Source organism: Rhizobiaceae bacterium (assembly GCA_023953845.1).
In the GTDB taxonomy this organism is placed as follows: Bacteria; Pseudomonadota; Alphaproteobacteria; order Rhizobiales; family Rhizobiaceae; genus Arvimicrobium.
This window is the reverse complement of sequence record JAMLJC010000001.1, coordinates 3686943-3701648: the sequence shown is the minus strand read 5'-3', so window position 1 is coordinate 3701648 and position 14706 is coordinate 3686943. Positions and strand designations below refer to the sequence as shown.

At 63.2% G+C, this 14706-nt stretch carries 16 protein-coding genes and 1 tRNA gene; 5 read left to right on the top strand and 12 right to left on the bottom strand.

The window, feature by feature from the left end; translation table 11 throughout:
- Positions 1-61 precede the first annotated feature (61 nt).
- The 8 genes from era to M9955_18210 form a co-directional block, all read right to left on the bottom strand.
- Positions 62-997: a GTPase Era gene (era, locus tag M9955_18245; protein ID MCO5083584.1), complete on the bottom strand. Its 936-nt coding sequence runs from the start codon at positions 995-997 to the stop codon at positions 62-64.
- A complete protein-coding gene (gene rnc, locus M9955_18240) occupies positions 994-1713 on the bottom strand; it encodes a ribonuclease III (GenBank protein MCO5083583.1) in 720 nt (239 codons plus the stop codon). The genes era and rnc overlap by 4 nt, the downstream gene beginning before the upstream one ends.
- Positions 1713-2462: a signal peptidase I gene (gene lepB, locus M9955_18235; protein MCO5083582.1), complete on the bottom strand. Its 750-nt coding sequence runs from the start codon at positions 2460-2462 to the stop codon at positions 1713-1715. The genes rnc and lepB overlap by 1 nt, the downstream gene beginning before the upstream one ends.
- A 99-nt stretch (positions 2463-2561) precedes the next feature.
- On the bottom strand, positions 2562-2966 hold the full coding sequence (acpS, locus tag M9955_18230; GenBank protein ID MCO5083581.1) for a holo-ACP synthase: 405 nt from the start codon (positions 2964-2966) through the stop codon (positions 2562-2564).
- A complete protein-coding gene (gene pyrE / locus M9955_18225) occupies positions 2963-3541 on the bottom strand; it encodes an orotate phosphoribosyltransferase (GenBank protein MCO5083580.1) in 579 nt (192 codons plus the stop codon). The genes acpS and pyrE overlap by 4 nt, the downstream gene beginning before the upstream one ends.
- 10 nt (positions 3542-3551) lie before the next feature.
- Entirely contained in the window at positions 3552-5783 is a 2232-nt protein-coding gene (locus M9955_18220) for a bifunctional (p)ppGpp synthetase/guanosine-3',5'-bis(diphosphate) 3'-pyrophosphohydrolase (protein ID MCO5083579.1), read from the bottom strand.
- 107 nt (positions 5784-5890) lie between these two features.
- A complete protein-coding gene (gene rpoZ, locus M9955_18215) occupies positions 5891-6298 on the bottom strand; it encodes a DNA-directed RNA polymerase subunit omega (protein ID MCO5083578.1) in 408 nt (135 codons plus the stop codon).
- A gap of 12 nt (positions 6299-6310) precedes the next feature.
- Positions 6311-6616 (bottom strand): hypothetical protein, encoded by a 306-nt coding sequence (locus M9955_18210; protein MCO5083577.1) that lies wholly within the window; start codon positions 6614-6616, stop codon positions 6311-6313.
- On the opposite strand from M9955_18210, the gene M9955_18205 reads away from it, so the two are divergent.
- Together M9955_18205 and M9955_18200 are read left to right on the top strand one after the other, a co-directional pair.
- Positions 6615-7196 carry an NYN domain-containing protein gene (locus tag M9955_18205; protein MCO5083576.1) on the top strand — a complete coding sequence of 194 codons (582 nt, stop codon included), beginning with the start codon at positions 6615-6617 and terminating at the stop codon, positions 7194-7196. The two genes, M9955_18210 and M9955_18205, sit on opposite strands and share 2 nt — an antisense overlap.
- Before the next feature lie 128 nt (positions 7197-7324).
- The gene (locus tag M9955_18200; GenBank protein ID MCO5083575.1) at positions 7325-7987 is read left to right on the top strand and encodes a uracil-DNA glycosylase; all 663 of its coding nucleotides are present in this window, start codon (positions 7325-7327) and stop codon (positions 7985-7987) included.
- Between the two features lie 30 nt (positions 7988-8017).
- On the opposite strand, the gene smpB is transcribed toward M9955_18200, so the two are convergent.
- Both smpB and dapA read right to left on the bottom strand, forming a co-directional pair.
- Positions 8018-8497: an SsrA-binding protein SmpB gene (smpB, locus tag M9955_18195; protein ID MCO5083574.1), complete on the bottom strand. Its 480-nt coding sequence runs from the start codon at positions 8495-8497 to the stop codon at positions 8018-8020.
- Positions 8498-8520: 23 nt separating this feature from the next.
- Positions 8521-9402, bottom strand: coding sequence for a 4-hydroxy-tetrahydrodipicolinate synthase (dapA, locus tag M9955_18190; protein ID MCO5083573.1), 882 nt, complete (start codon positions 9400-9402; stop codon positions 8521-8523).
- A gap of 237 nt (positions 9403-9639) precedes the next feature.
- Between dapA and M9955_18185 the strand changes: the two genes are divergently transcribed.
- Complete coding sequence (locus M9955_18185) at positions 9640-11712, top strand: lytic transglycosylase domain-containing protein (protein ID MCO5083572.1); 2073 nt, start codon at positions 9640-9642, stop codon at positions 11710-11712.
- A gap of 129 nt (positions 11713-11841) precedes the next feature.
- Positions 11842-12732: an alpha/beta hydrolase gene (locus M9955_18180; protein ID MCO5083571.1), complete on the top strand. Its 891-nt coding sequence runs from the start codon at positions 11842-11844 to the stop codon at positions 12730-12732.
- Positions 12733-12865: 133 nt separating this feature from the next.
- Here M9955_18180 and M9955_18175 read toward each other — a convergent pair whose 3' ends face one another.
- Both M9955_18175 and M9955_18170 read right to left on the bottom strand, forming a co-directional pair.
- The gene (locus tag M9955_18175; GenBank protein ID MCO5083570.1) at positions 12866-13924 is read right to left on the bottom strand and encodes a porin; all 1059 of its coding nucleotides are present in this window, start codon (positions 13922-13924) and stop codon (positions 12866-12868) included.
- Positions 13925-14152: 228 nt separating this feature from the next.
- Complete coding sequence (locus M9955_18170) at positions 14153-14473, bottom strand: hypothetical protein (protein MCO5083569.1); 321 nt, start codon at positions 14471-14473, stop codon at positions 14153-14155.
- 131 nt (positions 14474-14604) lie between these two features.
- Here M9955_18170 and M9955_18165 point away from each other — a divergent pair.
- A tRNA-Ser gene (locus tag M9955_18165) sits at positions 14605-14695 on the top strand.
- Positions 14696-14706: the final 11 nt, after the last annotated feature.

Genomic DNA, 14706 nt, shown 5'->3' with positions numbered 1-14706 from the left:
CTGCGGCGACGCGACAAGACGGTTCGCGATGGAGTTACCTCGCAGAGCGTCGAGGTTCGCCTCAGCCGGGAAATTCCAGCCCCATCTCGCGATAGCGTTCGGGGTCGTCGCCCCAGTTTTCGCGAACCTTCACGAACAGGAAGAGATGGACTTTCTGTTCGAGGATTTCGCCGATCTCCTGCCGCGCCGCCTGCCCGATGGCGCGGATGGTCTCGCCCTTGTGGCCGAGCATAATTTTCTTCTGGCTGTCACGCTCGACGTAAATGACCTGCTCGATACGCACCGAGCCGTCCTTCTTCTCCTCCCATTTCTCCGTTTCGACATGGGAGGAATAGGGCAATTCCTGATGCAGCCGCAGATAGAGCTTCTCTCGTGTGATCTCGGCCGCGAGCTGGCGCATCGGCAGGTCGGAAATCTGATCCTCGGGATAGTACCAGGGGCCGGCCGGAAGCGTCTTCGCCAGATAATCGAGGATGTCGCCGCAGCCGGAGCCGGTCAGCGCCGAGACCATGAAGGTGCGCTCGAACGGAACGCGCTGATTGGCATCGGCTGCGAGCGCAAGCAGGGTTTCGCGACTGACGCGGTCGATCTTGTTGAGGACCAGAATCTTCGGCTGCCGCACGCCTTCGAGATTTTCCAGAAGCGCCTCCGCGTCACCGCGGATGCCGCGCTCGGCATCGATCAGCACCAGCACGACATCGGCATCCCTGGCGCCGCCCCAGGCGGTCGTCACCATCGCCTGATCGAGCCGGCGGCGCGGCTTGAAGATGCCCGGCGTGTCGACGAAGACGATCTGCGCATTGTCGTATGTGGCGATGCCGCGCACGATGGCGCGGGTCGTCTGCACCTTGTGCGTGACGATGGAAACCTTTGCGCCGACAAGCTGGTTGACCAGCGTCGACTTGCCGGCGTTCGGCGCGCCGATCAGGGCGACGAAACCGGAGCGGGTCCCGGCTTTTTCCGCAAAGTCTCGCAGATCTGCTTCGGGGTCGCTCATGCGGGCTCTTCCGTTTCGGCGGTCACGCCCTCGCGTGCGAGGAAGGCAGCGGCGGCCGCCTGCTCCGCCGCCTGCCGCGAACGGCCCCTGCCGACACTCGCAACGAAACCCGGCGCCTGAACCTCGACGGTGAAGACCGGCTCATGATCCGGCCCCTCGCGACCCACGATCACGTAAACCGGTCGCGCACTGTCCTTCTGCGCCAGCCATTCCTGCAGCATGGTCTTGGAATCGCGGATCGCGCGTACAGCCTTCTGCGCGCGTCGTTCCCAGATGCCGAGGATGAAGGCCGCAGCCTTTTCCAGCCCTCCGTCCAGATAGATCGCGGCGATCAGCGCCTCGACCGCATCGGCCCGGACGTTCTTTGCCTTGCGGCCCTGAGCGCCCTTAACGGCCGCGTCGGCATGGATGAAATCGACGATACCGATCTCCTCGGCCACTTCGGCACAGGCGTCGCCGCTGACCAGCGCGCTGAGCCGCACGGCAAGTTCACCCTGCGCGGCATTCGGATAGGCACGGAACAGCATGTCCGCAACCACCAAAGCGAGAATGCGATCGCCCAGGAATTCGAGACGCTCGTTGTCGTCGCCGACCTTGCCGCGCACGCTGGAATGCGTCAGCGCGCGTCGCAGCAGGCCGACGTCGCGAAAAGCGTATCCGGTGCGGGCGGCAATCTCCACCGCCAGCGCATCGCCCTTTGGCCGTTTGAGCGCCATCACTTGACGAAGTTGAGCAAACGCGTCGGCCGCATCTCGGTGGGCCACTTCCAGATTTCGAGCGGGCTGGAGCCACCCGCAATCGAGAAGAAGATGATGTTTGCCCGACCGACAAGGTTTTCATAAGGCACGAAGCCCACCGCAAAACGGCTGTCCGTCGAATTGTCTCGGTTGTCGCCCATCATGAAATAATGGCCGGGCGGCACGACATATTCGCGCGTGTCGTCGCCGATGCCGTTAGGCGTCAGGTCGAGCGTGTCGTAGCTCACGCCATTGGGCAGCGTCTCGCGATAGACATCCACCGGCCCGGTCGTCTCCGTGATATCGGGATTGTCGATCTGCCCGGTCTTTTCGCGCGGAACGCCCTCGCCATTGATGAAGAGCTGGCCGCCGCGCATCTGGATAACGTCGCCCGGCAGGCCGATAACGCGCTTGATATAGTCGAGCGACGGATTTGGCGGGTATTTGAACACCACGACCTCGCCGCGCTCCGGCTCGCTGCCCCAGATGCGGCCAGAAAAGAGATTCGGGCTGAACGGCAGCGAGTAACGCGAATATCCGTATGCCCATTTGGTGACGAAGAGGTAGTCGCCTTCCAGCAGCGTCGGACGCATGGAACCGGACGGAATCGAGAAGGGCTGGAAAAGGAAGGTGCGGATGATGAGCGCGAGAACAAGCGCCTGCAGGATCACGCTGACGGTTTCGCCCAAACCGCCGGCCTTCTTCTGGGTCTTTTCGGCCACGCTCATATCTTCCTCAATTTCCGGGTGGGGTTCGTCTTAGCGGCTCGGACCGTCGCGGGCAACGCCTTCCCGTTCACGCGGGCGCGAGGTCACAGACGATGATGGCTATTCTTCGACGGGCAGCGCCTCGATAATCACGAATGCCTGCGCCAGAGGGAAATCATCCGTGATGGTCAGATGGATGAGCGCGCGGTGTCTCGGCGGCGTCAGCCGGGCCAGGATGTCGGCCGCGCCCCCCGTCAGGTGCATGGTCGGCTTGCCGCCCGGCAGGTTGACGACGCCCATGTCGCGCCAGAATACGCCGCGCGCCAGACCGGTGCCGAGCGCCTTGGAGCACGCTTCCTTGGCGGCGAAGCGCTTGGCGTATGAAGCCGCGCGCTGCTTGCGGCGCTCGGAACGGGCTCGCTCGATCTCGGTGAAGACGCGGGCGATGAAGCGGTCGCCGTGGCGCTCCAGCGTCTGCTCGATTCGCCTGATGTCGATCAAATCGCTGCCGATGCCGAGGATCATATGTTGCGGCTGCCGGGTTTTACGGGCGGTATCTTCGCCAGATCGGGCGGCAGCTGGTCCGCCGGATAGGCCGGAACCTCATATTCGGCGAGCGCGATCAGCGGCACGCCGACGTCGGTCTTGCCGGCCGAGCGGTCGATGATGCAGGCCGCCGCGACCACATCCGCACCGAGCTTGCGCAGGCAGTCGATCGTTTCGCGGATCGACAGGCCGGTCGTCACGATGTCCTCGACGATCACGACACGCGCGCCGGGCTCGATCTCGAAGCGCCGCAGGCGGAACTCCCCGGCCTCGCGCTCTACCCAGATCGCGGGTACGCCGAGATGGCGCGAGGTTTCGTAAGCCGGAATAAGACCGCCGACCGCAGGCCCAACGACATAGTCGATGCGGCCGGACACGTTCGCGCGGATCTTTTCCGCCAGCGCCTTGCAGAGCCGCTCCGTCTTGTCGGCATGCATGAACACCCGCGCCTTCTGCAGGAACACCGGGCTGCGCAGGCCGGAGGTGAGGATGAAATGGCCTTCGAGCACCGCTCCGGCCGAACGGAAGATGTCGAGAACTTCAGTCGTGTCCATGCACTCTTTCCTAGCCGTTCACGCGCCGCACGCCGCTCACGGCCGAGTTTTCCTTGAGCTGAGAAAGCAGGCGATTGAGGTGCTTCAGGTCCCACACTTCGAGGTCGACCAGCATCTCGGTGAAATCCGGAGCGGTGCGCACCATCGACAGCATGTGGATGTTGGCGTCGTTGGTCGCGATTACCTGCGCGATCTCGGCAAGCGAGCCCGGCGCATTGATCGCCGTGACGGAGATGCGGGCCGGGAAACGCTCCTTCATACCCTCGTCGATGTCCCACCGCACATCGACCCAGCGCTCGGGCTGGTCGTCGAAGGCGACGAGGGAAGGCGACTGGATTGGGTAGATGGTGATGCCCGCGCCGGGCTGCAGTATGCCGACGATGCGGTCGCCCGGCACCGCGCCCTCGGGAGCGAATTTCACCGGCAGATCGCCTCTCACCCCGCGGATCGGCACGGCGCCGTCTTCGCGGCCGTCGCTCCGGCTGCGGCTCTTCGCCAGGCCGGGAAGCTGGAACAGCATGCCGGCGGCGTTGCGGATGTTGAACCAGCCTTCCTCGCGCGGCTTCTGGGGCAACGGCGTCACGCGCTCGTCCTTGTAGTCCGGGAACACCGCCCTGAGCACGTCCGCCGAAGCCAGTTCGCCCCGTCCGACCGAGGTCAGCACGTCCTCGATGTCCCTGCGCGCCAGACGATGCAGGACCGGCTTGAGCTGCTCCTTCTGGAAGGTCTTGCCGGCACGCTCGAAAGCCCGTTCGAGGATGCGCGCGCCGAGGCCGGAGTACTGCTTGCGCACGGCATTCTTGGTCGCCCGGCGGATCGCGGCGCGGGCCTTGCCGGTGACGACCATCGACTCCCAGGCCGCCGGCGGCGTCTGCGCCCTGGAACGGATGATCTCGACCTCGTCGCCATTCTTGAGCTCGGTCATCAGCGGCATGGTGCGGCCGTTGATCTTGGCGCCGACGCAGGTATCGCCGACCTCGGTATGGACGGCATAGGCGAAGTCGATAGGCGTCGCCCCGCGCGGCAGGGCGATCAGCCGTCCCTTTGGCGTGAAACAGAACACCTGATCCTGGAAAAGCTCCAGCTTGGTGTTTTCGAGGAAGTCCTCCGGATTGTCACCTTCAGCCAGTTGTTCGATCGTATGCCGCAGCCAGGCATAGGCGTTGGTGTCCTTGGACAGGGTATGGCCAATGCCAAGCGCTTCCGGCGGCGTATCCTTGTATACGGCATGGGCGGCGACGCCGTATTCGGCGATTGTGTTCATCTCCTTCGTGCGGATCTGGAGTTCGATGCGCTGCTTGGACGGACCGACGATGGTGGTGTGGATCGAGCGGTAGTCGTTCTGCTTCGGCGTCGAGATGTAATCCTTGAAGCGGCCCGGAACCATGGACCACGAGGTGTGGATGGCGCCGAGCGCCCGATAGCAATCCTCGACCGTGTCGACGAGCACGCGAAAACCGATGATATCGGACAGTTGCTCGAAGGACAGACCCTTCGTCTCCATCTTGCGGAAAACGGACCATGGCTTCTTCTGCCTGCTCTTCACGGACGCCCTGATCGCGTACTTCTCGAAAACCCGCGAAAGCGTGGCCTCGATCTCGCCGATCACGCTCTGGCTGCGCTCGACCACTTCCGCCAGCCTTTCGGTCACGGTCTTGTAGGCCTCGGGATTGATGTGGCGGAAGGCCAGATCCTCGAGTTCCTCGCGCACGCCCTGCATGCCCATGCGGCCGGCGAGAGGCGCGTAGATCTCCATCGTCTCCTCGGCGATGCGCAGGCGCTTGTCCTGCCGCATATGATCCAGCGTCCGCATGTTGTGCAGGCGGTCGGCGAGCTTGACGAGGAGGACGCGGACGTCCTCGGCGATCGCCAGCAGGAGCTTTCTCAGGTTCTCTGCCTGCTCCGCCTTCTTGGATACGAGATCGAGCTTCTTCAGCTTGGTCAGCCCCTCGACCAGCCGTCCGAGATCCGGTCCGAAAAGCTCGTCTATCTCCTGCCGCGTCGCGGTCGTGTCCTCGATCGTGTCATGGAGAAGGGCGACCGCGATGGTCGCCTCGTCCATATGCATGTCGGTCAGGATCGCCGCGACTTCGAGCGGATGCGAGAAATACGGATCGCCGGAGGCGCGACGCTGATGCCCGTGCTTCTGCATCGCGTAGACATAGGCCTTGTTGAGCAAGGCTTCGTTGGCGTCGGGCTTGTAGCGCTGCACGCGCTCGACAAGCTCATATTGACGCATCATAGGCGGGGTCCCGGGCAAAGCAAATCAGGCGCCGCGAGAGACCCGCAGCGCCTGCTATTTAGTCACGAATCGTACGCCACGAAAGTGGCGGCCCACTGATCCAGAGATCAGTAGTCGTCACTCTTTTCCGGCGGCACGAGACCTTCGATGCCGGCCAGCAGATCCTCTTCCGACATGCGGTCGAAAGCGATGTTGCTGTCATCGTCCTGATCGGCATCGCTGGCGACGGCGGGCACGCCGACCTTGTCGGCAACCTCCGGCGCGTCCTGCGCCTCGGGCTCGTCGACCTCGACATGCTTCTGCAGCGAATGGATCAGATCTTCCTTCAGATCGCCCGGCGACAGCACCTCATCGGCGATCTCGCGCAACGCGACGACCGGGTTCTTGTCGTTGTCGCGGTCGACGAGGATCGACGCGCCCTGCGAAATCTGCCGTGCGCGATGGCTGGCGAGCAGCACCAGTTCGAAGCGGTTGTCGACCTTGTCGATGCAGTCTTCAACGGTAACGCGGGCCAATGAACGCCCCTTTCAAAGCTTGGATTTCTCGGAAAACTGGCGCGGTCCATAAACCGAAGCGCCGTCGAATTCAAGTAAATTGGATATACGAGGCGTCGCGAAGCCCGTCTGCGTCGCAACCTTTACGCCCCGCGTCGCAACCCGCACGGCGCGAAAGTGCGTTTCCCTGCATCGCCAAAGGTATAGCTTGCCGAAGGCCGGGCAGGCGCTATCTGCAAAAGCAGATGCGTCCGCGGCGCCCAGATTGAAGGCCGGGCGCGCGTTGGACAGGCAGACGGAAACAGTTTTTAGCGCAGTGTATTCAGGGGTTTGGGGCATGTTTGATCCACGAGAGAAGATCGCTCTTTTCATAGATGGCGCAAATCTCTACGCGACCTCGCGTTCCCTCGGATTCGATATCGATTATCGCAAGCTGTTGGGTACTTTCCAGAAGAAGGGCTATCTCCTGCGGGCCTACTACTACACGGCGCTGGTCGAAGATCAGGAATACTCGTCCATACGCCCCCTGATCGACTGGCTCGACTACAATGGCTACAAGGTCGTCACCAAGCCGGCGAAGGAGTTCACCGACGCAGCCGGACGGCGCAAGATCAAGGGCAATATGGACATCGAGTTGACGATCGACGCCCTGGAACTGGCGTGGGCGGAAGCCGTGGACCATTTCGTCATCTTTTCCGGCGACGGTGACTTCCGCACGCTGGTCGACGCGCTGCAGCGGCGCGGGCGCAAGGTCAGCATCGTGTCCACCATGGCGTCGCAACCCCCGATGATCTCCGACGACCTGCGGCGGCAGGCAGATCATTTCATCGACCTGATGTCGCTGAAGGCCGACATCGGCCGTGATCCGGCGGAGCGGCCCGTGCGGCGCGTGGAGCCGCAGGAACCGGACGATCTGTAAGGCCTTTGCATTTCGCCGCCCCGCCGCGAATGTGAGATTCTCGGGAATCGTGGCGTAGCTTCGGAGAAGCGATTTCCGCCACGCCACCTCACGGCTTCCGGCAGACCCGCCGCCAGCGAAAGTGTCATATGCCTGTGCCAGCGATCCAGTCGCCAGAACCGAGTCACGATTGTCCCCTCTGTCCGCGACTGCACGACTTCATTGCGATGTGGCGTGTCCGCGAGCCCGACTGGTTCAACGGTCCGGTGCCGACGTTTCTTCCCATGGCAGGCCGGCAAAGCGTGCGCCTTCTGATCGTGGGACTGGCGCCAGGGCTAAGGGGCGCCAACCGGACTGGTCGGCCGTTCACGGGCGACTATGCCGGCGATCTGCTCTATTCGACGCTCATCCGCTTCGGTTTCGCGCGGGGGACGTTTCGCGCACGACCGGATGACGGTCTGGAACTGGTCGGCACCGCCATCACAAATGCCGTGCGCTGCGTGCCGCCGGAAAACAAGCCGACGGGCGGCGAGATCGCGACATGCCGGCAGTTCCTTTCGCCAACGATTGCGAGCTTTCCCAGGCTGGAAGCCGTTCTGGCGTTGGGCGCGATCGCACATCAGTCGACGGTGCGGGCGCTCGGCGGAAGGGTGTCCGCGCATCCGTTCAAGCACGGCGGCAAGCATTGTATCGGCGAAACGACGCTTTTCTCCAGCTACCACTGCTCCCGATACAACACGAATACGGGCGTGCTCACCGAGCAAATGTTCGTCAATGTCTTCGAGGCCATCCACCGGCACTTGACCGACTAAGCCAATTGATGGCGCTGTCGAGCGCCCGTGCTACCCGTGCTGCTTGAGCAACCGGCCTTTTTCCCGCGCCCAATCGCGCTGCTTCTCGGTCTCACGCTTGTCGTGAAGCTTCTTGCCGCGCGCGATCGCCAGCAACAGCTTCGCGCGGCCACGGTCGTTGAAATATATCTTGAGCGGCACCATGGTCATGCCCTCGCGATCGACCGCCTGACCGAGCCGCGCCATTTCGCGCTTGTTCAGCAGGAGCTTGCGACGCCGGCGCGGCTCGTGGTTGTAGCGGTTGCCCTGAAGATACTCCGGCACGTAGGAGTTGATCAGCCAGATCGCGCCATCCTCCAGGGAAGCGTAGGATTCCTGGATGTTGGCCTGTCCCTGACGCAGCGACTTCACCTCGGTGCCGGTGAGCACGAGCCCGGCCTCGATCGTGTCGAGAATCTCATAGGCGAAACGCGCCTTGCGATTCTCGGCCGCGATCTTGTTGTTCGGGTCTGATTTCTTGCCGGGAGCCATGGGGAATAGATGGCGTCACCCGCCTAGTTGATCAATCCCGCGTGCTTCATGGCGGCGTCGATCTTCTCGGCGGTCGACGCTTCGACGGTGGTCAACGGCAGGCGCACGTTGTTTTCCACCTTGCCCAGCTTCGACAGCGCGTATTTCGAGCCGGCCAGACCCGGCTCGATGAAGATCGCCTTGTGCAAGGGCATCAGGCGGTCCTGCAATTCGAGCGCGCGGTCCCTGTCGTTGGCCAATGTCGCCGCCTGGAATTCGGCGCAGAGCCGCGGCGCGACATTGGAGGTCACGGAGATGCAGCCTACGCCGCCATGGGCATTGAAGCCGAGCGCGGAAGCATCTTCCCCGGAAAGCTGGATGAAATCCTTTCCGCAGGTGATGCGCTGCTCAGACACGCGTTCCACCTTGCCGGTCGCGTCCTTGACACCGACGATGTTCTTGAAGTCGTGCGCAAGCCTGCCCATCGTCTCCGGCGTCATGTCGACGACCGAACGGGGCGGGATATTGTAGATGATGATCGGCAGGCTGGTGGCCTTGGCGACCGCCGCGAAATGCGCGTAGAGGCCGCGCTGCGTCGGCTTGTTGTAATAAGGCGTCACCACCAGCACGGCATCCGCGCCGCTCTTTTCGGCATGTTCCACGAGGCTGATGGCCTCCGCCGTGTTGTTCGACCCGGCACCCGCCACGACCGGCACCCTGCCCTTCGCGACCTCGATGCAGGCCTTCACCACCCGATGATGCTCTTCATGCGAAAGGGTCGGCGACTCCCCGGTCGTACCGACCGGCACGAGACCGCTGGTGCCTTCGGCGATCTGCCATTCGACGAACGCCTGGAAGGCTTTCTCGTCGAAAGCGCCGCCATTGTCGAAAGGCGTCACGAGCGCGGTCAACGAACCTCTGAGCATTTTTGCACCAACTCCCAAGTCCTCGCGGACATTTGTTTTTTCGACGCGGCGTTTTAGCGGAACGCGAGGCCGCGCACCATAGTCTTGACACCTGCGGGCCGCAATATGCCACGGCCCGGCCTGGCGCGCGGCAGGGGCCGAGAGGATCAACCATTTGTTTACCAGCTCTTCACCGCCGGCATGTAGCGTTGTCCCCGTCCGTTCTTCCTCGTCTCGTATGCAGACAGGTCAGGCCTGATGCCGGTTCCGTGGCGCATCTCCCTCATGCTGGTCGCCGCCGCGTCTCTGCTGACAGCGGCAGGGGGCAGTGCGTTCGCACCGACCCAACCGACCGCAAGCACACGCGCCGACGCCAAGGCGGATCGTCTCGATCGCAGCACCACCGCAGCGATCCCGGGTGTCATGGCGTTCATCGACGAAACCGTCCCGTCGGATCGCGCGGCGCTGAAACGCGGTCTCGACGCGGTCGGCGCCGGCGACATCGTTGCCGCGCGAGCCGTGCGCGACGGGCTTGCCGACGGCACACTCGACCGCCACATCCTCGAATGGACGATCGCCATACGTGGCGGCAACCGGGCATCCAGCACGGAGATCGCCGCCGCCGAAAGGGATTTGCGCGGCTGGCCGGGACGGGAGACGCTGCTGCGCAACATGGAGCGGGCTCTTGCGCGCGAGAACGCGCCCCCGACTGCCGTCATCGCTGCCCTCAGGGACCGATCGCCGCTGACCGCCGAGGGCGCCATCATATCGGCCCGTGCGCATGTCGCGCTCGGTGACGCGGAAGCCGCGCGCCGGGTCATTGGTCCCTTCTGGCGCACGACGGAGCTCGACCCGAAGCAGGAAACATCCATCCTGGCGGAATTCGGAACGCTCATTCCTCAGGCCGATCATCGCTTCCGGATGGAAAGGATGCTCTATGCGGAGCGCATCAAGTCCGCGGAGCATGTCGCGACCTATGCTCAGGCCGAGCCTTTGTTCAAGGCGTGGGCCGGCGTGCTGCGGCGGGACAAGGACGCCTTGAAACTTCTTGCCGCGGTGCCTGCCAATCAGCGAACAGCCGGCTTCCTCTTCGCCGAATGCAAGCAACTGCGGCGCGCGAAACAGTTTTCGGCTGCGGCTTCGGTCGTGGGAAAGGCGCCCAAAGACAGGGATGCGCTGGTCGATCCGGACGCCTGGTGGGTTGAGCGACGCGTGCTGTCGCGTGAGCTGATGGACGAGGGCAAGGCAGGGTTGGCATATGAGGTCGTCGCCGGACACAGCGCCGAATCTCCCGCCAACACCGTCGACGCCGAATTCCATGCCGGCTGGTATGCGCTCCGCGCCCTGGGCGACGCCGCCGCCGCAACGAAGCACTTTTCGCGGATCTCGGAAATCGCAGGCGGTCCGATCTCGTTGTCGCGCGCCTACTACTGGCTCGGCCGTTCCGCCGAAGCCGACGGCGCGGACGACGCCAGAGCATATTATGAGAAGGCGGCCGCCTACGGCACGGCGTTCTACGGTCAGCTCGCGGCGGAAAAGCTCGGCCTCGTCAATATCGACGTCGGCGCGCCGGAGCCGAACGCGGCGGATCGCGCAAACTTTGCGCGGCGCGAGGCGGTCGTGGCGATCGACCGGCTGGAGGATGCCGGCCACGCCGATCTGGCAGACCGGCTCTATCGCGACCTCGCCGATCAGTTGAACAGCCCCGGTGAGCTGGCTTTGCTTGCCGCGAAGGCGGAGGCTCGCGGCAATCACTTCCTTGCCCTCAAGGTCGCAAAGGCTGCGGCCAACCGGGGTATCGCGATCGGCGGGCTGTCGCATCCGCTTGGCGCCATTCCCGAGATCGCAGACATCGGCGGCGCCGGCCAGGCGCTTGCCTACGCCATCGCCCGACAGGAGAGCGAGTTCAACGTCGGCGCGGTTTCGGGCGCCGGTGCGCGCGGCCTGCTCCAGCTTCTCCCGGGCACGGCAAAAGATGTCGCCAGACGCAGCGGCATGCCCTACTCCGCCTCCCGGCTGACCACGGACGCGGCATACAATGCGGCGCTCGGCGCCGCTTTCCTCGGCGAGCAGCTCAGCCGCTTTAACGGCTCCTACATCCTGACCTTCGCCGGATACAACGCCGGCCCACGCCGCGCCGCCGACTGGGTCAAGCGCTACGGCGATCCGCGCGGCAAGGATCTCGATACGGTGATCGACTGGATCGAGCGCATCCCCTTCACCGAGACGCGCAGCTACGTGCAGCGCGTCATGGAGAACTATCAGGTCTACAAGATGCGGTTGACCGGCAAGTTCGACATCGCCGGCGACCTGCTGAACGGCCGCAGTTGAACCGGACGGCCGGTTGCGGTGCAATCCATGCCGTTCGTTGTTCCCCTCTCCCGCGTGATAGAGCAATGTCCGACGGGTTGAGACGATGCTGTCTGAACAGCACAGACAGCCACGAACAGGGCGAAGAACATGGCGGGCGAGAACTTCACCGACTTCTTCTATGATTCGGCCGACGGCTTGCGGCTTCACGCCCGCGTCTATGGCGACGCGAACAGCCATGTCCTGCCGGTCGTCTGCCTTCCGGGGCTGACGCGCAATGCGCGCGACTTTCACCGGCTGGCGCTTTTCCTGTCAAAACACGCGAAGATTCCGCGCCAAGTGATTGCTTTTGATTATCGTGGCCGCGGGCAGTCTGCATATGATCCCAATTGGCAGAACTATACCGTCGGCACCGAACTCTCCGACATCCTGCTCGGGCTCGCGGCGCTCGAAATCGAGCGCGCCCTGTTCATCGGCACGTCGCGCGGCGGCCTCATCACGCAGGTGATGGCCGCGATCAAACCCGCACGCATCGCCGCGGCGGTATTGAACGACATCGGGCCGGTCATAGAACGGGAAGGGCTCGACCACATCCGCCGTTATCTTGCGCCTTCCGCAGCAATCCCGTCTGTCGCCGAGGCGATCGAGCTGCAAAAGACGGTACACGGGCCTGCCTTCCCCGCGCTCACCGACGAGGATTGGAGAGCCATGGCCGAGGCGATCTATCGTCTCGATGATGGAAAGCCGGTGCCCAACTACGATCCCGATCTCGTCAGGACGCTTGTCTCAGTCGACCCTGAACAACCTTTGCCGCAATTGTGGAAGGAGTTCGATGCCCTGGCGCAAAAGCCGGTTCTTGTCGTTCGCGGCGAAAACTCTTTGCTGCTGTCCGCGGCTACATTGGACGAAATGAGAAAACGCGGCCCGATGGTCGAGACGGTCACGGTTGCAGGTCAGGGACATGCGCCTTTCCTTGAAACCGGAAATCTCCCGGAGCAGATCGCCTCGTTCCTCGAACGAGCCGAAAAGGCAATACGCTGACCAGAGAACGATACCGGCCGGAGTTGCAGATCCGATTCGGCAAATCCCTACAGCGCCAGTCCGAAATATGGGCCAACAAACAAAAAGAACCCGGCGGTCACCCGCCGGGTTCTTTCTCTGTCAGCAGAGCTGATTAGAAGCTGCGCTGGAAGCGAATGATCGCGCCGAAGGCGTCGTCGCCGCCGTTGCCGGCGTCGTAGTAGTCGATTTCAGGCGTGATCCGGAAGCCCGGAACCAGCGTGTAGGCGACGTTCAAAGCCGCGCCGAACTGCTCGCTGTCGTCATAGGACAGCTGCAGGTTGACGGCCGCCTTCTCCGAAACCTTGGCGGTCAGACCGCCCCAGACAGCCCACTCGCCGCCCCAAGGCTTGTAGAAGTTGAAGTCGTCGTCATCGCCGTAGCCGGCCATGATGAAGGCCGAGATCGTGTCGGTCGCGTTGACGTCCAAGCGAGCCTTGGCAGCCCACGTCTCGTGGATGCTGTCATAACCAGCGACGAGGGTGACGCCACCCCAGCCCTGCGTGAACTTCGCACCGGCGACGACATGCGGCATGTAGTCGGTGATGTCATACGCATGGCCGTAGGAGCCGCTGTTGCCGGATTCCAGCGAGATGATCGCCGAGAAGCCGTTGCCGCCCGAGAAGGTGTAGCTGATCAGGTTGGTGTCGAACGGACCGTAGGGCACCATATCGTCGGCGATCACGCCGCCGGCGTAACCAGCGAAGGTGGTGTAGGCCGATTCGTCCTTACCGACGCGGAAGCCGCCGAGCTGGATCCAGGCGAAGTTCAGGCTGGTGGTCGTGCCGCCGCCGTTAGCCCACTGGAAACGGGTCTCGGTGTAGGTGCTGAGGGTGCCCAGTTCGGTCTCGGTGCCGGTCCAGGTCTGGAGCGACAGACGCGAATACTGGCTGTAGGTCTCGTCGGTACGATCCTCGCCACCCAGAAGGGTGTCGTCGTGAACGCGGGTGCGCTCCCACAGATCGCCGCCCGACACCTGATAACGGACATAGCCGCCGATGCGCAGGCAGGTCTCGGTGCCCGGAATGTAGAAGTAACCGGTGCCGTAGACGTCGCAGACGCGGACGTATTCGACCGGCTCCGGATCGGCGACGACAACTGCGTCAGCAGCCTGTGCGCCGCTCACTGCGGCGAACGCCGCAGCCGAGCCGAGAAGAAGGCTCTTAATGTTCATTTTCTGACCTCCAGTCAAAAGTTAAAGTACCGGGTCTGGGTTATTTTGCTGAAGGACAGCTTTCCCTGCCCCATCCCCACTTGAAAAAGGCCCGCCATGCGCTCCCTTTCCCAAATCACAATTACCGAAGCAAATGCGCCGTTCAACCCTCGGTGATCGGATTGTGGCGATACCCTCGGTTCTATGCCCTGCCGCTGTTGCGAAAAAGACACGTTTTAGCCCAACTATTCACTGTCCGGTAACCATGCTCTCCAGCTTGCCGCTTCCCAGCCGTGGACAAGCTCGAACATCGGCCAGATCCGCGATTCGCACTGCTGAAACGGCAGCGACGTCCGATTCCCGGGCATCCGTTCCGACGCGCATCGCTAGCGCCAGCAATCGGGATCTCGGCCCCTGGCTGCTGAAGACCAACACGGCTCCGCATAAAAACACCTGTATCGCCGCGTCGTCGGGTCCGCGCATGTCGCAAAGAAAATGGCCGGCGCCTGATATTGCGTCATCCGGGGGAGCTTTGCAGAAAAGCCCGACCACGTCATAAAATGTCGCCATCCTTTCCGCCCCGGCGGACAGCGCAATTCCATAAGGCATGGCAATCGCGGGAACTGCATCCGGGGGCGTAGTAATGCGGCTTCATCGGAAACCGCTTGAATATCATAGTTCACCGGGTTATGCGGGCGCCCGGAGAGGTGGCCGAGTGGTCGAAGGCGCGCCCCTGCTAAGGGCGTAGAGGTCAAAAGCTTCTCGAGGGTTCGAATCCCTTCCTCTCCGCCACTTGCCCCCCG